Raw genomic sequence first — 21,494 nt, 5'->3', positions numbered from 1 at the left:
GTCAGCCTCCATTCGCTCGCCGGCGCTTCGCTTCGTCGAAGGCGACCGCGGCAATGATGATCATGCCGGTGATGACCAGCTGCCATTCGGTCGGCAGCCCGAGCCCGCGCAGGCCGTTCGACAGGAATTGCAGGATCAGCACGCCGAGCGCCATCCCTGTCAGGCTGCCGATGCCGCCGGCAAGGCTCACGCCGCCGAGAACCGTCGCGGCAACGACCTGGAATTCGAAGTTGAGCCCCGCCGTATGCTGCGCCGAGCCGACACGCGCCGCCAGGATGATACCGGCAACCGTCGCCAGCAGCGCGCTGATGATGAAGCAGATGAACTTGACGCGCCGCACGTCATAGCCGGCCAGCCGCGCCACTTCCTGATTGCCGCCGACAGCATAGATCTGCCGCCCGAACGGCCGGTGCTGCATCATGTAGCCGAAGGCGGCGAGGAGCACGATGGCGATCACCGCCGAATACGGGATGATGTTGAACAGACGACCATCGGACAGCGCGATGAAGGAATCGAGGCTGGCGTCGTCGGGGATGGCGCGCTGGCCGGTGTAGAGATAGACGCCGCCGCGCATGATGAACATCGTGCCGAGCGTCACGATCAGCGAGTTGATGCCGGCATAGGCGACGAGATAGCCGTTCACGACACCGATGATCAGGCCGAACAGCAGCGCGCCGCCGACGCCGAGCAGCAGCGAGTTGGTGTCGTTCATGATGATGATCAGCGGCAGCGCGATGGTCGCCAGCAGCGAGCCGATCGAGATGTCAACCTCGCCGGAAATGAAGACGATGGCGCAGCCGATGCCGGCGGTTAGCGCCAGCGAGGCCTGGCCCAGCACGTTGGTCATGTTGCGCACGGAGAAGAAATTCTCGACCGTCGCGGAAAAGAACGCCAGCACCAGGATCAGGCAGACGAGCAGCGCCAGTTCCTGCCGGGCAAAGAGCTGCGCCAGCATGGATGGCCGGTCTTTTGCGGAAGCCGTGCTTGCAAGGCTCATCGCTTGCTCCCTTCGAAGGAATTACGCGTGTCGCAAGGAATGCTGCGGCGATGCGCCATGGTTCTATCCGATCGCCGCATTGAGGATCTTCTCCTGCGTGGCTTCCTCGCGCGACATGATCGAGGTCAGGCGGCCCTCGCACATCACCGCGATGCGATCGGCGAGGCCGAGCAGCTCAGGCATCTCCGACGTCATCATGACGACCGCCAGGCCCTCGCCGGCGAGCCGGTCGATCAGCGCGAAGATTTCCGACTTGGCGCCGACATCGATGCCGCGCGTCGGCTCGTCGACGACGATGACCTTCAGGCCGCGCATCAGCCAGCGCGAGATCAGCATCTTCTGCTGGTTACCGCCCGACAGATTCTTGATCTGCTGGAACAGGCTGGGCGTCTTGATGCGGAAGCGGTCGACATAGTTCTGCACCGCCTGATGCTCTTTCGCCTTGTCGACGAAGCCCAATCGGGCGAACGCGCCGAGCGAGGCGAGGCTGGCGTTCTGGTAGACGGGCAGCTCGCCCATCAGGCCTTCGCTCTTGCGGTCCTCGGTGAGCAGGCCGATGCCGAGCCGCACGCCGGTGCGCGTATCATGCGGCGCGAGGCGCTGACCGTCGACCGCGATGGTGCCCGAAATGATCGGATCGTAGCCGACGATCGCCTTGGCGAGCTCGGTACGGCCGGCGCCCATCAATCCGAAGAAACCGAGCACCTCGCCGGCGCGCGCCTCGAAGGACACGTCGATGAGCTTCTTCGCCGTGCTGAGCTTCTCGACGGAGAGCGCCACCTTGCTGCCTGCCGCGCCGCGCTGGCGGGGAAAGAGGTTGTCGATCCGGCGGCCGATCATGTCCTGGATCAGCGTGTCGTTGGTGTGCTCGCCGATCGGCTTGGTCGATATGTGGCGTCCATCGCGCAGCACCGTCACCGTGTCGGCGATCTCGAACACCTCGTCGAGCTTGTGGCTGACATAGACCACGGCGATGCCGAGCGATGCCAGGCGGCGGATGACGGTGAACAGCAAAGAGACCTCGTTCGGCGTCAGCGAGGATGTCGGTTCGTCCATCACGACGACACGGGCTTCGTGGGCGAGCGCGCGGGCGATCTCGACCATCTGTTGCTGGCTGACCGGCAGCGATCCCGTCCGGGCCGCCGGATCGACGTTGAAGCCGATGCGGTTGAACAGCGCCGCCGAGTCGGCGCGGATCTTCTTCCAGTCGATCGAGCCGGTCCTGCCGGTCGGATAGCCTTCGAGGAAGATGTTTTCCGCGACGGTGAATTCGGAGATCAATGCGATCTCCTGGAACACGACCTTGATGCCCTCCCTCAGGCTGTCGCGCGGCGACTTGATGTCGACCTCGCGTCCGCGCATGCGGACCGTGCCGGCATCCTTGCCGTAGACGCCTGCCATGATCTTGATCAGGGTCGACTTGCCGGCGCCGTTCTCACCCATCAGGGCATGGATCTTGCCGGCCTCCAGGGTGAAGTCGACATTGTCCAGCGCCACCACGCCCGGAAACCGCTTGCCGATGCCGCGCAGATCCAGCGCCGACACGTTCGGGTCGATGGCCGCGCCTTCGCCGGGATGAAGGAAATCAACGGACATTGGCTTTGTTCCGGATGATGTCGAGATAGGTCGCCAGGATGATGACGATGCCCGGCACCACCATCTGCAGGTCCTGGTTCCAGCCGAGGATGATGATGCCATTGTCGATCACCTTCAGCACCAGCACGCCGAGCAGCGTGCCGAACAGCGAGCCGCGGCCGCCGAGCAGGCTGGTGCCGCCGAGGATGACAGCGGCGATCACCGTCAGCTCGAAGCCGCGCCCGGCGGTCGGCTGGCCGGCATTCATCAATGACGACAGGATCATGCCGGCGACGCCGACGCACAGGCCGGTGACGACGAAGGCGAGCAGCTTGAGCCGTTCCGAACGCAGGCCGGACAGGCGCACCGCTTTTTCGTTGGCGCCGACCGCGTAGAGATAGCGGCCGAGCGTGGTGAAGCGCAGCGTCACATAGGCGACCACGAAGATCAGCGCCGCCAGGATGACGGGAACCGGCACGGCGCCGACATAGCCGGCGCCGAGATCGGTGAAGCTTGCCAGTTGATTGTGGTTCTGCACCGCTTCGCGCGTGAACAGATAGACGCCACCCTGCAGCATCATCATGGTGCCGATGGTGGCGATCAGCGAATTCACCCTGAGCCTGGTGACGACGAGCCCGTTGAACAGGCCGACGCCGCCGGCAAAGGCGAGTGCCGCCAGCATGCCGAGCGCGAGGCTGTGAGTGGAATTGAGCACCGCCATGCCGATGCAGCCGACAAAGGCAAGCGAGGCGCCGACCGACAGGTCGACTTCCGCCGTGATGATGAGCATGGTCATGCCCGAGGCGACGATCAGCACCAGCGCGCATTGGCGCAGGATGGCGATGATGTTGGCCTCCGAATAGAACTGCGGCGCCGCGACCGAGATGGCGATGCAAAGCACCGCCAGGATGGCGCCCAGCACCAGCTGGCTGCTGCCGAGAAGCTGGCCGCCGATGAAACGCTTCTGCGCGGAAGCGTGTGTAAGCTCGCTCATATCAGTCCGTTCCCGTCGCTAGAGCATGATACCGAAAAGTGTGAAGCGGTTTTCGGACGACATCATGCTCTATCTCTCGGATTTAGAGACGGATTCAGATTTCAGGTCGAACAGACCTGAAATCATCCGGCTCTAAGGCCAGGCACCGACGCCGTGTCTTCGCTGGCCGTCGGCGCCTGGCTGGCGGTCCTTCCCGCGACGCGGGAAGGACCGTGTCGATCGACCTATTTCTTCAGGTCGGCCGAGGTCTTCATGCACTTTGCCGGCGGCTGCAGCGCATTGACGGCGTCCCATTTGATGGTGCGGGTCGTGCCGTCATAATCATAGTATTTCTTCCACTCGTCGCCAGTCATCGGCGCGGTCGGGCTGACGATGTGCTCCGGCACCTGCTCGTTGTTGAACAGCTTGACCGCCGCGTCGATGGTCGTGAAGCCTTCCTTTTCCGGGAACATGGCGGCCTCGATGCGGTAGGACGGCTCGTTCTGCATGGCGTTGATGAAGGCAAGTCCTTCGCCGCCGGTGCCGACCGTCAGCAGGCCGTCCTGCGACTTGCCGGCAGCCTTCCATGCCTGCAGGCCGCCCAGCGAGGACGAATCGTTGATGCCGTAGATGATGTTGATGTCGGAATTCTTGGCGAGTGCGGCCGACGACACTTCAAGCGCGCGATCCGGATTACCGCCGCCGTCAAGGTCGTGGACCATGACCGCGTCGGGGACGATGGTCTTCAGCCCGTCCATGAAGCCTTGCGAGCGCAGCACCGTCGCCGACAGCAACGGCAGGCCGACATTCATCACCTTGGCGACGCCGCCGAGCTTCTCCTTGGCATATTTGCCCGCCTCGACGCCGGAGAAATAGCCGGTGTCGTAGTCGCAGATGGCGACCATCGTGGTCATGCCCTTGACCGGGTTGCCCTCGAGCACCACCGGGATGTTGGCGGCCTTGGCCTGACGCAGTAGCGGCACCACGCCTTCCTCATTTACCGGGGTGATGATCAGCACGTCGACGCCCTTGGCGATGAAGTCTTCGGCCGCGGCGACCTGCTTGGCTATATCGAGATTGGCGTCCTGCACCTCGACCTCGATCCCCAATTCCTTGCCGTGCGCCTTCATGCCCTTGATGACGTTCTGGTACCACTCATGCGTGGCGTAGTTGGTGACGTAACCGATGTGCTTGGGCATGTTCTCGGCATGCGCCGCCGCCGCGCCGATGGCCAGCATGGCCGCGGATGCGAGCAGGATTGATTTGGACCAGTGCATTTTTCTCTCCCAGGTTTTCGCTTGTCTCAGTCGCTGAACGGGTAATCCCGCCGTTCCGGGTCGGCACGTGAAGAGCTGTTGGCTTCGCCCCAGCCGAGCGCGGCCGATATCTTCTCGGCGGCTGTCCGGGTTCGTTCGAAAACGGTCTGACGGTCGAAGCGCGCCGCCTTCTGCGGCAGCAGTGGCACCGTGAGCGCGGCGATGACGGCGCCGACATGGTCGCGCACGGGCATGGAGATGTTGGTGCAGCCCTCGACGGCCAGCGACGCGCGCATCTCGTAGCCGAGCTTGGCCACCTCGTTCAACCGTGCCTCGATTTCCCCGCGCGTTCCCTGGCCTTCGCCGGCGGCGACGATGCGCTCGACGATGCGGTCGCGCTCGGCCCGGTTGGAGTGGGCGAGCAGCACGGCGCCGGAACTGGTTTCCAGGATCGGGAAATGCGATCCGAGCGCAACCGAATAGCGCATCGGCAGCGGTGAATCGATCTGCAGCACCACCAGCGCGTTTTGCCCTTCGCGCACCACAAGGTGGCAGCTCTGGTCGGCATTGGCGGTCAATTCGCGCATCACCGGCAGCGCGGACTCGACGAGCCTGTTCACCGGCGGATGCATATGCGCCAACTCGAACAGTTTCAGCGACAGCCGGAAGCGGTCCGATTGCGTGCGGAAGATGTAGCCGCGCTTCTCCAGCAAAAGCAGGATGCGGTAGATTTCGTGGATGGACCTGCCAAGGCCGGTCGCGATCTCGGTCTGGGTCATCGCATCGGCGCTGGAGGCCATGAACTCCAGCACGTCGAGCGCCTTCTCCACCGCCGGCACGCGATATCCATTGCGGCCGCTTTCGCTTTCCTCGAGCGTTTCGGCAATACCGGCAGCCATCACGCAACGCTCCGTTGCGGTTGCCTGGTTTCGCGGTAGAGGCGGTTCACGTGCTCGGCGAGCTCCGCGGCGCCGATGTCGCCGGCTATGGCCGCGGCTGCGCGCGGCGCGCATTCGCGGAAGAAGGCGATGAAGCCTGGATGTGTCGGACGCAGATAGGACGAGCTGATCGTGCGCAATGTCGAGGAGAAGAAATCGCCGGAGAGACGATTGACCTCGGCGTCCTTCCAGGCTGCCAGCGATCCCGGCTGTCCTCCCGACTTCACATAGTCGCCGCGCTGATAGTCGGGCGAGCACAGGAACAGGGCGTAGTCGATCGCCTGCTGCTTGTGCTTCGACTGGGCGCTGACGCCGATGCCGGCGCCGCCGAGCAGCGCGCCGGCCGATCGCGCGGTAGGCACGTCGGCAAAGCGCAGATAAGGCCTGTCGGTCTTCGCCGCATAGTTCACATAGCCGAAGGCGAACGGCACATAGACGACGTCGTCATGCGCGACCATGTGGTCGTAGCAGCGGATCGGATTCCAACCGGACGAGTTCGGATGCGACAGCGCCGCAAGCTCGCGCAATTGCCCGATGGCCTGCTCGACCATGTCCGGCGCGATGAATTGCTCGCCGTCCTCCTGTGGGTCGCCAAGCGTCAGTAGCAGGCACATGGCGTCCGTCGGCACGAAAGGCAGGCCGAGCCATTTGCCATCCTTGCGCGCCAGCCGGCCGAGCGCCGCCACCTCTTCATGCGTGCGGGGCACAGGCGCGTAGCGCTCCAGCAGGTCCGGGCGATACGAGGCGACGTGGCAGGCGGCATCGATCGGCAGTGCCCATTGGCGCCCGTTCTTCTCGTAGGACCGCCAGGACGGACCGACGGAATCCTGCTCGAAGAAGCGGAACTGCTCCGCCGACAGATAAGCGTCGAACGGCACCATCAGCTCGTCCTGGGCGATGTCGCCGATGAAGGGATGGTCGAACACCACCAGATCGTAGGTCGAGAGCACAGGACCGAGCGCGCCCTCGCCGAATTCATAGAGGCTGCGGCGGTCCCACTCGATTTCCAGGCCCGGATTGGCGGCGCGATACGGCGCCACACTGGCTTCCAGCGGACCCCAGCAACGTCGATGATCCCACGCAAGACCGCGCAGTCTTGTCATATCCGGCAATTCCTCCCTGGAACCGGGCACGTGCCCTGCCCGCAAACCAGTAGCAGGTATTTTTACCTGGGCAAATAGTTTTTACATACGCAAAATAGCGATCCTCTTCCTGGCTGCGGCCTCAAGCCAGCCCGAACCGCTCGACGGCCCGCATGATGCCGCGCAACTCGGCGAGACCCTTGAGCCGGCCGATCAGCGAGTAGCCGGGATTGATCCTGGCCTTGCCGATGTCGTCGGCGAGGAGGTGCCCGTGGTCCGGCCGCATCGGGATGCGCCAGTCGGCGCGGCCTTCCTTGCGGCGGCGCGCCTCCTCCTGCATCAGCGCGAGGATGACATGCGCCATGTCGGTGCCGCCCTCGAGATGCTCGGCCTCGTGGAACGAGCCGTCATCCTCGATGGTGACGTTGCGCAGATGGACGAAATGGATGCGGCTGGCGAACTCCTTGACCATGGCGACGATATCGTTGTCGGCGCGCGTGCCGTAGGAGCCGGTGCAGAAGGTCAGGCCATTGGCCGGGCTGTCGACGGCATTGAGGATGAAGCGCGCATCCTCGGCGGTCGAGACGATGCGCGGCAGGCCGTAGAGCGAGAATGGCGGATCGTCGGGATGGATGCACATGCGCACCCCTTCCTGTTCGGCCACCGGAATGATCTCGCGCAGGAACCAGGCCAGGTTCTCGCGCAATTCCTTCGGCCCGATCGCATCATAGTCAGCCAAGGCCTCGCGAAAGCTGTCGCGGTTGTAGGCGCGCTCGGTGGCGGGCAGGCCGGCGATGAGGTTGCGCTCGATCCTGTCGATCTTCTCCGCGCCGAGTTCCTTAAACCGCGACTCTGCCTCGGCGATGCGGGCGGGCGTATAGCCGTCCCGCGCATTCTCGCGTTTCAGCACGAACAGGTCGTAGGCCGCGAAATCGATCGCGTCGAAGCGCAGCGCATAACCCGTCGTCGGCAAGCGGTAGGCCAGATCCGTGCGGGTCCAGTCGACCACGGGCATGAAATTGTAACAGATCGTCGCGATGCCGGCCTTCGCCAGCGCGCGGATCGTATCCTTGTAGAAGCCGACATAACGGAGCCGCTCCGGCGAACCGATCTTGATCGAGTTGTGGACGGGAATGCTCTCGACCACCGACCAGGTCAGTCCTGCCGCCTCGATGATGCGCTTGCGCTCGAGGATGTTTTCCAGCGGCCAGACACGCCCGTCATAGATGCCGTGCAGGGCCGAGACCACGCCCGTCGCCCCCGCCTGTTTGACATGATCGAGTGTCACCGGGTCGTCCGGACCATACCAGCGCCAGCATTGTTCCATTGCCACTTTCCTCTCCAAGAAGTCGAGGAATTTATTGTTGGACCACAATCAGAGTCAAATTAAAACTTTGGCACTCACAAGCGGCTGCTCTCACCAGCTGACTGCAGAAAATTGGACAAGATGCGGCCAAATTTGGTTGTTTTCCCTGAACCTTAGGATATTCTGGTCCAACAATTGGGAGGATCGATGTCGGAAAACCCTCAGGCCGTACGCGACAATGTCACCGCCCGCCGCGCCGGCGGCAGCTCCGCGGTCGACACCGCGGCAGGACGGATCCTCGACCTTATTCGCGCGCGACAGCTCAATGTCGGCGATGTGCTGCCGACGGAACGCGAGCTCAGCGAGATCACCGGCGCCAGCCGCAACACCGTGCGCGAGGCGCTGCGCACCATCCGCACCTACGGGCTGATCGAGCCCAAGCCGCGCGTCGGCGCGGTGCTCGCCAATGGGCAGAGCATCGCCATCCAGAATTTCTTCGCCGCCCACATGGATGTCTCGCGCTCGTCCTTCGCCGACATCCAGGGTTTTCGCCGCATCATCGAGGTCGGCATCGGCGACCACATCGTGCTCAATGCCACGAGCGAGCAGATCGAGGCGCTCGACGAGATCAATGCCCGGATCGTCGACAGCCGCTCGATCGAGGAAGCCGCCGAGAACGACTTCAATTTCCACATGGCTCTGATCGGGCTGGCGGGCAACCGCATGCTCACCGACATGTATTCCTTCCTGTCGCCCGTGATCCTGCGGATCATGACCATCGGCAAGGAAATGCGCCCGGTGCTGGCCGACACCCGCGCCGCGCATGGCGAGATTATCGCCGCGCTCCGCGCACGCGACAGGCTGGCTTACGCCTACCTGGTGAGCCGCCATCTCGATTTCGCCCTGAGATTCCTGCCGGAAGAACCGGCTTCCGACAATGACTGAGGAGTTCCCGCAATGAAGGATTTTGAAGGCAAGGTCGCGCTGGTGACCGGGACGACCGGGATTGGTCTCGCGACCGCCAGGCGCCTTGCCGCCGGCGGCGCCGCGATCGTCGCCTGCGGCATCGATCGCTCGGCCAATGCCGCGATGCGAGCGGAGCTGGGAAGCTCAGGAGCCGACACGCTGGTCGTGGACACCGACGTCTCCGTGCAAGACCAGGTCCGCGACGCCGTCGCTGCCGGCGTCGAGCGCTTCGGCGGCCTCGACGTGATCGTCAATTCGGCGGCGGTCCATCCCTATGGAACCGCGACGACGACCGACTGGGAAACCTGGAACAAGGCGATGACGGTCAATGTCGGCTCGATCTATCTGACCGCCCATTTCGGCATCCCGGAAATGATCAAGCGCGGCGGCGGCGCCATCGTCAACGTTGCCTCGGTTCAGGGTTTCGCCTGCCAGCAGAACGTCGCCGCCTATGCCACCACCAAAGGCGCCATCCAAACGCTGACGCGTTCGCTGGCGCTCGACTACGCGGCCGCCGGCATCAGGGTCAATTCGGTCAGCCCGGGCTCGATCCGCACGCCGATCCTCGAGAAAGCCGCGCGTGGCGAAAACGGCAGCGATGCCGACGTCGAGGAAGCCTACAGGCGCTTCGGCGCGGCCCATCCGCTCGGCCGCATCGGCGAACCCGAGGAAGTGGCGGAGCTCATAGCCTTTCTGTGCTCCTCGAAGGCCGGCTTCTGCACCGGCGCGGACTACAAGATCGACGGCGGCCTGACCGCCGGCATCGGCGTGAAATGACCATGAAGATCGGTCTTGGCCTTTACCGGGAGTCGCTGACACCGGACAATTTCCGCTTCGCCCGCCAGGCGGGCGCCACCCACATCGTCGCCCACCTCACCAATTATTTTCGCGGCCGCGATCCTTCGCTGTCGGCCGGCAGCGAGACGGAAGGCTGGGGCGATTGCTCCATCGATGCGCTGTGGAACTATGAGGACTTCGCTGGCCTGGTCAGGACCGTGCGCGGCAACGGGCTGGAAATCGCCGCGATCGAGAATTTCTCGCCGCGCTTCTGGTCCGACATTTTGCTCGATGGTCCCGACAGGACGAAGCAGATCGAAGGACTGAAGCGGCTTGTCCGCGATGCCGGCCGCGCCGGCATCCCGTGCATCGGCTACAACTTCTCCATCGCCGGTGTCTGGGGCTGGTCGCGCGGGCCCTTCGCGCGCGGCGAGGCGATGTCGGTTGGGCTCGACCTTGCGGCCATCGACCCCGATTTGCCCCTCCCCGACGGCGTCGTCTGGAACATGCGCTACCGCGCCGGCCGGCCGGGCGTGGAACCGGTGAGAGTGAGCAGCGACGAGCTCTGGCAGCGGCTCGGCGCCTTCCTGCGGGAAGTCGTTCCGGTAGCCGAGGAAGCCGGCGTGGTGCTTGCCGCCCATCCGGACGACCCGCCGGCCGAAGCGCTGCGGGGCGCGGCGCGGCTCGTCAACCGGCCGGAGAAATACGACCGGCTGATGGACATCGTCGATTCACCATCCAACGGGCTGGAGCTCTGTCTCGGCTCGCTGCAGGAAATGCCGGGCGCCGACGAGATTTACGGGCATGTCCGGCGCTTCGCCCGACGCAAGCGCATCGGCTACATCCATTTCCGCAACGTGCGCGGCAAGGTGCCGAACTATCACGAGACCTTCGTCGACGACGGCGACATCGACATGGCCGAGATCGTCCGTATCTTGCGCGACGAAAACTATGAGGGCGTCCTCATCCCCGATCATACGCCGGAGATGTCCTGCGACGCGCCCTGGCACGCAGGGAAGGCTTTCGCGCTCGGCTATATGCGCGCGCTGGTGCAGAATGCCGCGGCGCTGGGACCTTCGCGGACCATTCAATCCACCGACATACGGATGCATGCCTGATGACCAGATCGACGCGCCTCTATGCCGACGACGCCGAAATGTACCGCCTGTTCGAGAACGAGCTCTTCGTCGCGGTCGTCGGCGACGTGATGGACACGCTGGGGCTGCAGCATCAGTTCCTGCCGCCGGTATTCAGGCCCGTTGACGAAAGCACGCGATTGCTTGGCAGGGCCATGCCCGTGCTCGAGACCGATATCTTTCCGTCCAACGGACCGACGCACAACCCGTTGATGAGCAAGCCGTTCGGGTTGATGTTCGAAGCGCTCGACGATTTGAAGCCCGGCGAGATCTACGTCGCCAGCGGCGCCTCGCCCCGCTACGCGCTGTGGGGCGAGTTGATGTCGACGCGTGCGAAGATCCTTGGCGCGCGCGGCGCCCTGGTCGACGGTTTCGCCCGCGACACGGACGCCATCAAGGCGCTGGGATTTCCCTGCTTCTGCACCGGCTATTACGCGCAGGACCAGGGCATGCGCGGCAAGGTGATAGACTATCGCTGCGCGCTCGAGATCGGCGGGGTCCGTATAGAGCCGGGAACGCTGCTGTTCGGCGACAAGGAAGGCGTCCTCGTTATCCCCGCTGAAGTCGAGGAAGAGGTGGTGCGCCTGGCCCTCGAAAAAGTCCGCGGAGAAAAACGCGTCGCCAAGGCGATCCGCGAAGGGATGAGCGCGGTGGATGCCTACAAGACCTTCGGCATCATGTGAGCGGTCATGGCCGATCAACTTTAACCGGACGATCAGTCGGGCTTGCGCGACAGCACCAGGTACATGGCTGCGAGCATCAGGAACAGGGCCACCCAGAACGAGGCGGCCGGCCGTTCGTCGAAGACGGCCAGACTCCAGAGGATGCCGGCGGCCACGGCCAGATAGTTGAAGACCGAAAAGCGCGTCGGCCCGATACGAGCGACCAATACGAAGAACAGGACGAAGAAGACGGCATTGATCGCCGTCGCCAGAACGAGCGGCATCGCGGCCCTGCCCGTCCACTCGGAAGGCAACGCCGCACCGCCGAGCGCAAGCATGACAACGCCGGCAACGACAGCCCCTCCCAACAATGTTCCGGCCGCCATCATTACGGAGGACGCGCCTTCGGGGCGCAGCCACTTGGCGCAGTTGTTGGCGGCAGCAAACATGACCGGGGCAATGAGAGCCACCAGAAACCAAACGATGCCTTCCGAGCCGACAACGCCTACACCGGGCAGCGCGAGGACAGCCACGCCGGCCACTCCGAGCATCATGCCAACGAAAGTGCGCCAATCGAAGCGATCAAGGCCCGCCAGCGCGCCGATGGCGAGAGTGAATATGGGAGATAGGCAAAGCACCAGAGTGAGCACCGAGGCGTCGACATGCGGAGCGGCCGACACCAGTATGCCGATCGGCAGGCCAACCACCAGGCCGCCCATGATCAGATACGTGCGCATCTGCCCGGCGTTGACGGCGAACCGACCGTCGGCCGCTGCCGCCGCCAAGGCCAGGATCACGCCTGCCGCGAGCGATTGGGCGAAGGCGAAACCCACAGGCGGCCATTGCGCTTCGGCGGCCAGCCGGTTGACCGGAAAGATGCCGCCGTAGATCGCCGCTGCCAAGAACAGAAGAGCAGCGTCTATCGGTGGCAGGCCGCTGCTCGGCACGGGTCGGTCGTCATGCATCGCACACCGCCGGGCAGGCGCTCCCTCTCCAACCACCGACCGCGAATTCGAGGTCTCTCGCGGACCTGTTCCGCGCCTAGGCAATTCCAGGAAAAGTGTGAGCGGTTAAGTTCGGCGTTTTCGCCGTAACCTTCCGTCCGGAATTGCGTAAAAACAAAGGGATAGAGCGGTTCGCCGTTTCCGTGAAACGGTGAAACGCTCTATCGGAGTCAAACCGTTCTGAGGGCGGCTGTACGGGCTTCGTCGACCTTGAGCAGGCCAGGCTCGTCGGCATCGACCAGAACCACCTTGTAGACCGTCTCGGCATCCTCGCGGCTCAGCCAGCCGCGATTGACGGTCGCCGCGACACGCTTCGGATCGCGCTTCAGCGGGTCTCCGTAACCGCCGCCGCCGCAGGCGGTGAACTCAATACGGGCGCCATTCTCGATCGTCTCTTCGCTGAAGGCCGGCAACACGATCTTCTCGTCGGCCCGGAGCTTGATCGTCTCGCTCTCCTTGCCGTCGCCGCCCCCCAGCACGCCGCGTGGCGGGAAGCTGGTGCCGTCGGCGGCGTAGACGATCGTCATGTCGTGGTCGAGCGGATAGAAGACGCCGCCGGTCGCCGGCGCGCCCTCGAACTCGCCGAAACCCTGCGATCCAGGCAGCACGCCACGGCGCTCGATGACGATCGGATACATCGACTCGTCGACCTCGACCGAGTCGAGCTGAATGAGGCCGGCATTGGCCGGGCCGCAATAGGTCAGCCAGCCATCGAAGCCATGGCGAGCGCCGCCGCCGGCATAGCCGACGAAAACCTGGTTGACATAGGACTTGCCGTGCTTGAACGGATCCTCGCCGGAGATGACGCCGACGCCGGCCGGCAGGTGCGAGCCGCTTTCGGCCTGGCCGTAAGGGGCGCCCATGCGCGAGAAGACGCAATTGCCGGCAATCATCAGGCGGTCGTTGACGTTGGTGGTGGCGACCGAAGTGCCGACCGGATATTTCGGCTTGCCGACGACGCTTCCCTCGCGCAGCAGCACCTTGATCTGCGACTTCGCGCCCTCATTGTGCGGAATGCTCTCGTCGAGATTGTTGAAGACGCCGATGCGGCAGGAACCTGTTGCCGTATTCTCCGACAGATTGAGCCCGCCCGGCACATTGTCGATGTTGTCGCGCACGTCGACGACGATCTCGCCCTTCTCCGGATCGACATTGATCGTCACCTTGACCGGTATGCCTTCGTCGGCGACGCCGGGCACCGGGTCGTGGCGCGTTTCGTAGCTGTAGCTGCCGGCCGGCAGCTTGGCGATCGCCGCCTTGGCGCAGCGCGCGCCGTAGTCGAACCAGTCCTCGACGAAGCCGAGGATGGTGGCGCGGCCGTAGCGGGCGAACAATTCGCCGATGCGGCGCTCGCCGGTGCGGCAGGCGCCGATCTGCGCGCGCACGTCGCCCAGCCACATGTCCGGCACGCGGTTGCGCATCGTGCCGATGCGCAGGATGTCCTTCTTCTCCTCGTAATTCTGCGCGACGCGCACGCAAGGGAAATGCATCCCCTCCTCGAAGATGTTCTTGGCGAAGGGCAGATAGGTCGACGGCACCGGCGCGCCGGTGTCGGCGTGGTGCGACAGCGCCACGACCCAGAACAGCGGCTCGCCCTCGAAGAACACCGGCATCGCCATGATCAGGTCGGCGTGATGGGTGCCGCCGGTGTAGGGGCAGTTGTTGAGGAAGATGTCGCCTTTCGTGATGTCGTCGAACAGGTCGGTCAGCGGCCGCGTCGCCATGTCCATAGACATGACGTGGATCGGCAGCGCGTCCTCGACCGAGACCAGCCGATGATCGTAGGTCAAGATGGCGCAGGAGAAGTCGCGCGCGTTCTTGATCACGGCCGAGCGGCTGGCGCGCATGACGACCAGGGTCATCTCGCGCACGATCGCCTCGAAGCGGCTTTTCAGCACCGACATCAGGAAGGGGTCGACCCGCCGCTCCGCGATGTCGAGTTCGAGCCTGTTGATGGAGTCCATAGGATCGTTCCCTTGTGTAGATTTGACTAGACGATGTTCACGACGAGATTGCCGTAACGGTCGATCTGGCCCTGGTGCTGGTCCTTGAGATAGGCGGTGAAGGTCTCGGCCTCGACCAGGCAGGGGCCGGCAACCTGCGCACCCGCGCGCAACTGCGCAAGTTCATAGACCGGCACCGTTTCGACACGCCCGCTCTCCTGCTGGTAGATACCGCGCCTGGCCTTCAGGTCGATGGCGCCGATCTGGTCGGGCAGCGTGTTCTTCTGCCAGATGTCCTGGCCGGAGCGCTTGCCGATGGCGCGCAGCTTCCAGGCCGTGAATTCGACGACGTCGTTGTCGGCGCGGATCGAATAGATGCGCTCATGCATCTTGTGGAAGGCCTCGACCAGAGCCGGCAGATCGCTCTCATCGACCACGCCGTCCTTGGCCTCGAACGGCACCTCGATCTCGAAGGACTGGTATTCGTAACGGCCGAGGAAGGAGAACTCGAACTGACGGTTCTCCACCGCGACGCCGGCTTCGGCGAGGAAGTTGTTGCCGGTCTGCTTCAGCCGCTTCAGCGCATCGTTGACGCCGGCGACGTTGAAGCCGGCATCGGAGGTGAGCAGCACCGCGCTCTCTTCGGAGCGGATGTCGGAGATCAGGCCGCCGAAAGCGCTGAGGCCGGCCATGAAACGCGGCACCATGTAGCGCTTCAAGCCGAGGATATCGGCCATCTCGGCGATGTGGATGGCGGTGGCGCCGCCGCCGCAGACGAAGAAAGAGTCGCGCGGATTGATGCCCTCGCGCACCGTGATCTCTTCGATCGCCGCCACCATGTTGTGGTTGGAGGTGGTGTAGATTGCGTAGGCCGCCTCCTCGCGCGAAACGCCGAGCCGCGTCGCGATCTTGTCGACCGCCGCCTCCGCCAGCTCGCGCTTCAGCTGCATCTTGCCGCCGAGGAAGTAATCGGGATCGACGATGCCGAGCACGACATTGGCGTCCGTCACTGTCGGCTCGGTGCCGCCCTGGCCGTAGCAGGCAGGACCCGGCCGGGCACCGGCGCTGCGCGGGCCGACCTGCAGCAGGCCGCCTTCGTCGACGAAGGCGATCGAGCCGCCGCCGGCGCCGACCGAGCGCACATCGACCTTGGGAATGCCGAGTGAATCGTCATGGATCATGCTGTCCGGCGTGACGATGATCTGGTGGTCGCGCAGCGCCGAGACGTCGAACGTGGTGCCGCCCATGTCGCCGACGATGATGTCAGGCTCGTCGGAAAGCGCCAGCGCCGCCATCGGCGCCAGCGTCGGGCCGGACATCACGCTGTAGATCGGCTTGCGGATCATGTCGGCCAGCGGCATCATACCGCCGACGCAGTTGGCAAGCAGCAATTCGCCCTCGAAACCTTCCTCGTCGAGCGCCGTCTTCAGCTTCTCGATATAGGTGCGCACGATCGGGTTGATGGAAGCATCGATCGCGGCCGCGATGATGCGCTTGTACTCGCGCGGCATCGGGTTGATCTCGTGGCTGAGCGTCACCGGGATGCCGGGCAACTCCTGGTTCAGGACCTCGCGCACGGCGAGCTCATGCGCCGGATTGACCACCGACCACAGCAGGCCGACGGCGATCGCCTCGACGCCGAGGCCGCGAAACTCGGCGGCGGCCTTGCGCACGTCATCCAACGAAAGCGGCGCGAGCTCGCGACCGCGCGCATCGATGCGGCCGGCGACCGTCTTGGTGAGATGGCGCGGCACATAGGGATCGGGATAGTTCAGCCGCCACTGGAAAGCCCCTTTGCGCGGACCTTCGCGCAACACCAGTATGTCCTGGTGACCGGCGGTCAGGATGAGGCCGACCTTGACCGTCTTGCGCTCGACCAGCGCGTTGGTCGACACGGTCGAGCCGTGCACGACGAGGTCGATCTGCTTCATGAAATCGGCGCCGCTCAGGCCGTAGCCCTCAGCCGCGACATGCAGCACGTTGATGAAGCCTTTTTCGAATTCGCCGGGCGTCGTCGGCGACTTGAAGATGGCGATCTCGCCCTTGCTGTTCGAGACAAGGCAGTCGGTGAAGGTGCCGCCGATATCGATGCAAACTTGATAGGCCATACGAGCTTCCCGAAGAGGTTGGAGTATCAGCGCCTGGCTTCGTCGCGATTGACGATCAGGCTGACGATGATGATGACGCCCAGGCAGATCTGCTGCAGATAGCCGTCGATCTGGACGAGGTTCATGCCGTTGGAGAGCACGGTGACGAACAGCGCGCCGAGCACGGCCGCGCCCACGCCGCCCTCCCCGCCGGAGAGGCGCACGCCGCCGACCACGGCGGCCGCGATCGCCTCCAATGTGAGATTGCCGCCGAGATTGGGCTCACCCGAGCCGGTGCGCGCGGTGAGCAGAAGCGCGCCGAGCGCGGCAAGCAGCGCGCATAGCGTGTAGGCCAGCACCAGCACCGGCACGGTCCGAATGCCCGCCGCGACCGCCGCCCTTGGATTGGCGCCGATGATGTAGAGGCTGCGGCCGAAGCGCGTCGCCTTGAGCACGAGGAACAAGAGCATGAATACCAGGGCGGCAATCCAGATCGGCATCGGAATCGAGAGCAGCGATCCCTGCGCGAATTCGGCGGTGAGGCTCTTCGGCAGGCCGGTGACGGGGAAGCCGCCGCTGATCGTCGAGGCGAAGGCCAGCACCATGTTGGCCATGCCGAGCGTCGTCACCAGCGGGTTGATGCCGATGCCGGCTATCAGCACGCCGTTGGCGAGGCCGATCGCACCGGCGATCAGCACCGCGGCGCCGACGCCATAGAGGATCGAGACATCGCCACCGCCCATTGCCACCATCGCCATCGAGGCGGCGACGCTGACCAGCGAGACGGTGTAGCCGAGCGAAAGATCGAAGCCGCGGGTCAGAAGCACCATGGTCTGCGCCATGGCGAAGATCGCAAGATAGCTCGCCTGCAGCGCGATGTTGCGGAAATTGCCGAGGGACAGAACACGCGGCTCGACCAGGCCGAAGAGGATGAGGACAACGACAATGGCGATCGGCAGGCGCGCCGCGCGCAAGATCGCTTTCAGCGAAAGGCCGGGGCTCTGAGCCATCGGTTGCGTCTTGGCCTCCATGCTCATGACTGCCGCTTCCTCAGCAGAAGCCGTTCGATGGCCAAGGCTATGATCAAAACGGCGCCGAGCACCAGCGTCTGGTACTTGCTGTCGACCTGCACCAGGTTCATCGCGTTGGCGATGACCGACAGGAACAGCGCTGCGAGCGCCACCAGTTCTGCGCGGCCGACGCCGCCGCGCAGCGAGACGCCGCCGATGACTGCGGCGGCAATGGTTTCGAGCGCCAGGGTTCCGCCGATCGTCGACTGGCCGGAGCCGAGCCGCGACGTCATCAGGAAGCCGGTGAGCGCGGCGAGCAGGCCGGCAAGCATATAGGCCGCCATCAGCGTGCGGCCGGTGGAGACACCCGACAAGCGCGCCGAGCGCTGGTCGCTGCCCACCGCATAGATATGGCGGCCGAGCGCGGTGAAGCGCTGCATGACGATGCAGGCGGCAAGCACCGCCAACCCGACCCAGAGCACGATCGGCAGGCCCAGGAACTGGCCGCGTCCGATATTGACGATGAAGGAGTCGGCCACACCGTAGATCGGGATGCCTTGCGTGAAATAGAGCGCGATGCCCATCAGCACCGACATCATCGCCAGCGTCACCATGAAGGGCGAGAGCGAGAAGGTCGCCACAAGCCCGGCATTGACCAGCCCGACAAGCGCGCCGGCGCCGAGCGCGATGACCAGCGAGGCAAGGATGACCACCAGTTCCATGCCCGGGAAATAGCCGCTGCCGACCAGCATCACGGCAGCCGTCACCACCGAGGTCGCCGCCACCACCGCCCCGACGGAGAGGTCGAAGCCGCCGGCCGTCATCACCAGCATCTGCGCCAGCGACGGAATGAGCAGCAGCGCGAAATTGCGCATGATGTTGAGCAGGTTGAGCCGGTTGAGGAAGCGCGGCTCGATCAGCGCGGTCGCGACCACCGCCACGACCAGGAAGGTGATGACGATGCCGCCTTGCATGAGGAAGCGGTCGAGCCGGCTGGCGCGATGCGATGGCGCGTTGGCAACGGTCATGGTCGCCGTTTCCGAGCTCATGCGCGCCCTCCGAAATAATGCGACAGGACCTGGGCTTCGCTGAGCTCATGCTGGGCAAGCTCGGCGACCACCTTGCCTTCATGCATGACATAGACTCGCGAGGCGAGATTGATCAGCTCCGGCAATTCGGATGTCGAGACCACGACCGAGGCTCCGGCCTCGACCAGCGATTTGATGAGGTTGTAGACATCGGCCTTGGCGCCGACGTCGATACCGACGGTCGGCTCGTCGAACAGGTAGACGTCGAACGGCTTCATCAGCCCGCGCGCCAGCATCAGCTTCTGCTGATTGCCGCCGGAGAAGGCGGACGCCTTGCGCTCGGGCGCCATGGGTCTCAGCGCAAGATTGGCGAGCGGCGTCTTGATCGTCTCGTTCTCGCGCCAGAATTTCAGCACCGGCCCGAACGACAGTTCCGGCAGGTCGAGCGAGCTCATGGTTGCGTTCTCGCGCGCCGAGCGCGCCAGCGCCAACCCCTCCGAGCCGCGGTCGGCCGGGAAATAGCAGACATTGGCGGCGAGCATCGACGTCGGCGTCGGCCACTCGACCGCCTTGTCGCCCAGCATGATCGCGCCCGCCTCGATGGCCTCCAGGCCGAAGACGGCGCGACAGAGCTCGCTGCGCCCGCAGCCGACGAGACCGGCGAGACCGACCACCTCGCCCGCGCGCGCCGTGAAGGACGCGCCAATGACCGAGTGCTTTTCCGTCGTGATATCTCGTACCTCGAGCCTGACTGCCCCGGGCTTGTGCTCGATCTTCGGAAACAGCTGTTCGACGGGACGACCGACCATCATCTCGATCAGCCCCTCGTCCGAAATCTCGGCGGTCACGACGGTGCCGATCTTCTTGCCGCCGCGCAGCACGGTGACGCGGTCGGAGAGATTGCGGATCTCGCTCATGCGATGCGAGACATAGATGATGCCGACGCCGCGCGCTTTCAGCAGCGCCACGGCGTTGAACAGTTTCTCCGCCTCGCCGTCGGTAAGCGACGCGGTCGGTTCGTCGAGGATCAGCACCTTCGGCCGCATGCGCAGCGCCTTGGCGATCTCGACCATCTGTTTTTGCGCGCGCGACAGGAAGGCGACCTTCTCGTCGAGCGGCAGATGGAAGCCGAGGCTGTCCAGCAGCTCCGCCGCCGCCTGACGCATCTGCTTGCGCTTGAGGAACAGACCGGACGACTGCTCGCGGCCTAAAAAGATGTTCTCGACCACTGTGAGGTCGGGCACCAGGCTGAATTCCTGGAAAACGGCGGCGATACCGATCTCCTGCGCCACCTGCGGCGTCAGGCTGGTGATGGTGCGGCCATTGATGCGGTAGACGCCTTCCGCCCACGGGAAGGTGCCGGCGATGAGATTGATGAGCGTCGACTTGCCGGCGCCGTTTTCACCAAGCAGCGCGTGGACCTCGCCCTCATTGAGGGAGAAGTCGACATTGTCGAGCGCGGCGATGCCGCGGAATCTCTTAGTGAATCCTGTAACTTCCAGCATCCAAAAACCCAAGGCTGGCGAGCTAAGTCGCCTGACCGCTTCCGACGAAGCGGCCAGGCCGGGAGAATCGCGATCCAACCGCGATGTGCGGGCCGCGTAAGCGGCTACACTATTCGACCGAGAACTCGGGGCGCCAGCTGTCCGGCGCGAAGATCTGGGTTGTGTCGATCTTGTCGACATTGTCCTTGGTAACGATGCCGGGGGCAACCAGCAGGACCTTTTCGTGATCCTTCTTTTCCAGCGCGCGAACCGCGAGGTCGACGCCGATGCGTCCCATGATGACCGGATACTCGGTGGCGAAGCCCAGCACCGAGCCGTCCTTGACGGCCTTCAGCATGGTCTGGTTCTCGTAGGAGGACATGATGGTCACGTTGCTCAGGCCGGCGTCGGCGACGGCGCCGATCGCGGCTTCCGCTGTCGGCGCGCCGCCCCAGATGACGTTGACGTCCGGATGGGTCTGCAGCGCGTCCTCGACCAGCTTGAGCTGCGCCGGCACGCTGGCCTCGCCGAACATTTCGCCGACCAGCTTGATATTGCCGGTCTTGGTGCTGTCGCGGAAGCCGTTCATGTAGGTCTCGGCCCAGCCGCTGCCCTGCGGGCCCGGGAACGCCACGGCGGTGCCCTGCTTGTCGCCGAGGAACTTCTTCACATACTCGCCGGTCTGAAAGCCCTTCTGGTAGAAGTCGGGCGTGATGCGGGCGGTGATCGGCGTATCGAGGATAGGGTTGGCGACGGCGATGTTGACGATGCCCTTGCCCATGCCCTCGTTGATCTTGGCGGCCACGCCGGCTTCCGAGATCGCCGAGATCAGGATGGCGTCGGCGCCCGCGGCAACGCAGTCGTCATATTGCGAGATCTGCTTCGGCAGCGCGGTGTATCCACCCGCCTGCAGCACCGTCACCTTGACGCCCAGGCGCTTGGCCTCCTCGACGATGCCGTAGTCCACCGACACCCAATAGCTGTCCTGCAGATGCGGGAAGAGCACGCAGAGCTTCCAGGGCTTCTCTGCCTTGTCGAGCGGCTTGTATTCGATCTCTCCTACTTTCTTGAGGTCGCCATCCTTCGCCGAAGCGATCTTGAACGGCCACCAGTCGGCGGCATGCGCCATTCCGGCCGACAGCACCGTCGCCGACAGCGCCAAAGCCAGTGACTTCTTCAATCCACTCATATCAGTCTCCCATTTGAACAGCTGCCCTTGGAGGGCCTGGAGTTATCTACCCGATCGACCGGTTCAGCCGATCAGTTTTGT

At 64.4% G+C, this 21,494-nt stretch carries 18 protein-coding genes; 4 read left to right on the top strand and 14 right to left on the bottom strand.

Annotation, left to right across the window (positions count from 1 at the left end):
* Position 1 precedes the first annotated feature (1 nt).
* From FJ957_RS03520 to uxuA, 7 genes are all read right to left on the bottom strand, one after another.
* On the bottom strand, positions 2-997 hold the full coding sequence (locus FJ957_RS03520) for an ABC transporter permease (protein WP_140828585.1): 996 nt from the start codon (positions 995-997) through the stop codon (positions 2-4).
* A gap of 63 nt (positions 998-1,060) precedes the next feature.
* Positions 1,061-2,593 (bottom strand): sugar ABC transporter ATP-binding protein, encoded by a 1,533-nt coding sequence (locus tag FJ957_RS03515; RefSeq protein ID WP_140828583.1) that lies wholly within the window; start codon positions 2,591-2,593, stop codon positions 1,061-1,063.
* Positions 2,583-3,566, bottom strand: a complete 984-nt coding sequence (locus tag FJ957_RS03510) for an ABC transporter permease (protein ID WP_140828581.1) — start codon at positions 3,564-3,566, stop codon at positions 2,583-2,585. Before FJ957_RS03510 ends, FJ957_RS03515 begins: the two co-directional genes overlap by 11 nt.
* Positions 3,567-3,790: 224 nt before the next feature.
* A complete protein-coding gene (locus FJ957_RS03505) occupies positions 3,791-4,822 on the bottom strand; it encodes a sugar ABC transporter substrate-binding protein (protein ID WP_140640355.1) in 1,032 nt (343 codons plus the stop codon).
* A 26-nt stretch (positions 4,823-4,848) separates the two neighbouring features.
* Positions 4,849-5,700, bottom strand: a complete 852-nt coding sequence (locus FJ957_RS03500; RefSeq protein WP_140828579.1) for an IclR family transcriptional regulator — start codon at positions 5,698-5,700, stop codon at positions 4,849-4,851.
* A complete protein-coding gene (locus tag FJ957_RS03495) occupies positions 5,700-6,842 on the bottom strand; it encodes an extracellular solute-binding protein (RefSeq protein WP_140828577.1) in 1,143 nt (380 codons plus the stop codon). The genes FJ957_RS03500 and FJ957_RS03495 overlap by 1 nt, the downstream gene beginning before the upstream one ends.
* Positions 6,843-6,963: 121 nt before the next feature.
* Positions 6,964-8,148 (bottom strand): mannonate dehydratase, encoded by a 1,185-nt coding sequence (uxuA, locus tag FJ957_RS03490; RefSeq protein WP_140829528.1) that lies wholly within the window; start codon positions 8,146-8,148, stop codon positions 6,964-6,966.
* 186 nt (positions 8,149-8,334) lie between these two features.
* On the opposite strand from uxuA, the gene FJ957_RS03485 reads away from it, so the two are divergent.
* Genes FJ957_RS03485 through FJ957_RS03470 form a run of 4 tightly spaced genes read left to right on the top strand, consistent with a single transcriptional unit; the run spans position 8,335 to position 11,689 of the window.
* Positions 8,335-9,072 (top strand): FCD domain-containing protein, encoded by a 738-nt coding sequence (locus FJ957_RS03485; protein WP_140828575.1) that lies wholly within the window; start codon positions 8,335-8,337, stop codon positions 9,070-9,072.
* A 12-nt stretch (positions 9,073-9,084) separates the two neighbouring features.
* The gene (locus FJ957_RS03480) at positions 9,085-9,870 is read left to right on the top strand and encodes a glucose 1-dehydrogenase (RefSeq protein ID WP_140828573.1); all 786 of its coding nucleotides are present in this window, start codon (positions 9,085-9,087) and stop codon (positions 9,868-9,870) included.
* A gap of 2 nt (positions 9,871-9,872) precedes the next feature.
* Positions 9,873-10,988, top strand: coding sequence for a mannonate dehydratase (locus FJ957_RS03475; protein ID WP_140828571.1), 1,116 nt, complete (start codon positions 9,873-9,875; stop codon positions 10,986-10,988).
* Positions 10,988-11,689, top strand: a complete 702-nt coding sequence (locus FJ957_RS03470) for an RraA family protein (RefSeq protein ID WP_140828569.1) — start codon at positions 10,988-10,990, stop codon at positions 11,687-11,689. Before FJ957_RS03475 ends, FJ957_RS03470 begins: the two co-directional genes overlap by 1 nt.
* Positions 11,690-11,721: 32 nt before the next feature.
* Here the strand turns inward: FJ957_RS03470 and FJ957_RS03465 are convergent, their stop codons facing one another.
* The 7 genes from FJ957_RS03465 to torT form a co-directional block, all read right to left on the bottom strand.
* Positions 11,722-12,633, bottom strand: a complete 912-nt coding sequence (locus tag FJ957_RS03465; protein ID WP_140828567.1) for a DMT family transporter — start codon at positions 12,631-12,633, stop codon at positions 11,722-11,724.
* A gap of 209 nt (positions 12,634-12,842) precedes the next feature.
* Positions 12,843-14,636 (bottom strand): hydantoinase B/oxoprolinase family protein, encoded by a 1,794-nt coding sequence (locus tag FJ957_RS03460; protein WP_140828565.1) that lies wholly within the window; start codon positions 14,634-14,636, stop codon positions 12,843-12,845.
* Positions 14,637-14,662: 26 nt separating this feature from the next.
* Entirely contained in the window at positions 14,663-16,723 is a 2,061-nt protein-coding gene (locus tag FJ957_RS03455) for a hydantoinase/oxoprolinase family protein (protein WP_140828563.1), read from the bottom strand.
* Positions 16,724-16,749: 26 nt separating this feature from the next.
* The gene (locus tag FJ957_RS03450; protein WP_246685761.1) at positions 16,750-17,739 is read right to left on the bottom strand and encodes an ABC transporter permease; all 990 of its coding nucleotides are present in this window, start codon (positions 17,737-17,739) and stop codon (positions 16,750-16,752) included.
* Positions 17,736-18,761 carry an ABC transporter permease gene (locus FJ957_RS03445; RefSeq protein WP_210239792.1) on the bottom strand — a complete coding sequence of 342 codons (1,026 nt, stop codon included), beginning with the start codon at positions 18,759-18,761 and terminating at the stop codon, positions 17,736-17,738. The genes FJ957_RS03450 and FJ957_RS03445 overlap by 4 nt, the downstream gene beginning before the upstream one ends.
* Positions 18,758-20,245, bottom strand: a complete 1,488-nt coding sequence (locus FJ957_RS03440) for a sugar ABC transporter ATP-binding protein (protein ID WP_140828561.1) — start codon at positions 20,243-20,245, stop codon at positions 18,758-18,760. The genes FJ957_RS03445 and FJ957_RS03440 overlap by 4 nt, the downstream gene beginning before the upstream one ends.
* Positions 20,246-20,354: 109 nt before the next feature.
* A complete protein-coding gene (torT, locus tag FJ957_RS03435; protein WP_140828560.1) occupies positions 20,355-21,413 on the bottom strand; it encodes a TMAO reductase system periplasmic protein TorT in 1,059 nt (352 codons plus the stop codon).
* Positions 21,414-21,494: the final 81 nt, after the last annotated feature.

The sequence above is a fragment of the Mesorhizobium sp. B2-4-6 genome, assembly GCF_006442775.1.
GTDB lineage: Bacteria > Pseudomonadota > Alphaproteobacteria > Rhizobiales > Rhizobiaceae > Mesorhizobium.
This window is presented reverse-complemented; position numbering and strand designations above follow the sequence as displayed.

Bases quoted from the DNA above. Each gene is read 5' to 3' on its own strand.
- FJ957_RS03520 (WP_140828585.1), bottom strand. From the start codon at position 997: ATGAGCCTTGCAAGCACGGCTTCCGCAAAAGACCGGCCATCCATGCTG.
- FJ957_RS03515 (WP_140828583.1), bottom strand. From the start codon at position 2,593: ATGTCCGTTGATTTCCTTCATCCCGGCGAAGGCGCGGCCATCGACCCG.
- FJ957_RS03510 (WP_140828581.1), bottom strand. From the start codon at position 3,566: ATGAGCGAGCTTACACACGCTTCCGCGCAGAAGCGTTTCATCGGCGGC.
- FJ957_RS03505 (WP_140640355.1), bottom strand. From the start codon at position 4,822: ATGCACTGGTCCAAATCAATCCTGCTCGCATCCGCGGCCATGCTGGCC.
- FJ957_RS03500 (WP_140828579.1), bottom strand. From the start codon at position 5,700: ATGGCTGCCGGTATTGCCGAAACGCTCGAGGAAAGCGAAAGCGGCCGC.
- FJ957_RS03495 (WP_140828577.1), bottom strand. From the start codon at position 6,842: ATGACAAGACTGCGCGGTCTTGCGTGGGATCATCGACGTTGCTGGGGT.
- uxuA (WP_140829528.1), bottom strand. From the start codon at position 8,148: ATGGAACAATGCTGGCGCTGGTATGGTCCGGACGACCCGGTGACACTC.
- FJ957_RS03485 (WP_140828575.1), top strand. From the start codon at position 8,335: ATGTCGGAAAACCCTCAGGCCGTACGCGACAATGTCACCGCCCGCCGC.
- FJ957_RS03480 (WP_140828573.1), top strand. From the start codon at position 9,085: ATGAAGGATTTTGAAGGCAAGGTCGCGCTGGTGACCGGGACGACCGGG.
- FJ957_RS03475 (WP_140828571.1), top strand. From the start codon at position 9,873: ATGAAGATCGGTCTTGGCCTTTACCGGGAGTCGCTGACACCGGACAAT.
- FJ957_RS03470 (WP_140828569.1), top strand. From the start codon at position 10,988: ATGACCAGATCGACGCGCCTCTATGCCGACGACGCCGAAATGTACCGC.
- FJ957_RS03465 (WP_140828567.1), bottom strand. From the start codon at position 12,633: ATGCATGACGACCGACCCGTGCCGAGCAGCGGCCTGCCACCGATAGAC.
- FJ957_RS03460 (WP_140828565.1), bottom strand. From the start codon at position 14,636: ATGGACTCCATCAACAGGCTCGAACTCGACATCGCGGAGCGGCGGGTC.
- FJ957_RS03455 (WP_140828563.1), bottom strand. From the start codon at position 16,723: ATGGCCTATCAAGTTTGCATCGATATCGGCGGCACCTTCACCGACTGC.
- FJ957_RS03450 (WP_246685761.1), bottom strand. From the start codon at position 17,739: ATGAGCATGGAGGCCAAGACGCAACCGATGGCTCAGAGCCCCGGCCTT.
- FJ957_RS03445 (WP_210239792.1), bottom strand. From the start codon at position 18,761: ATGAGCTCGGAAACGGCGACCATGACCGTTGCCAACGCGCCATCGCAT.
- FJ957_RS03440 (WP_140828561.1), bottom strand. From the start codon at position 20,245: ATGCTGGAAGTTACAGGATTCACTAAGAGATTCCGCGGCATCGCCGCG.
- torT (WP_140828560.1), bottom strand. From the start codon at position 21,413: ATGAGTGGATTGAAGAAGTCACTGGCTTTGGCGCTGTCGGCGACGGTG.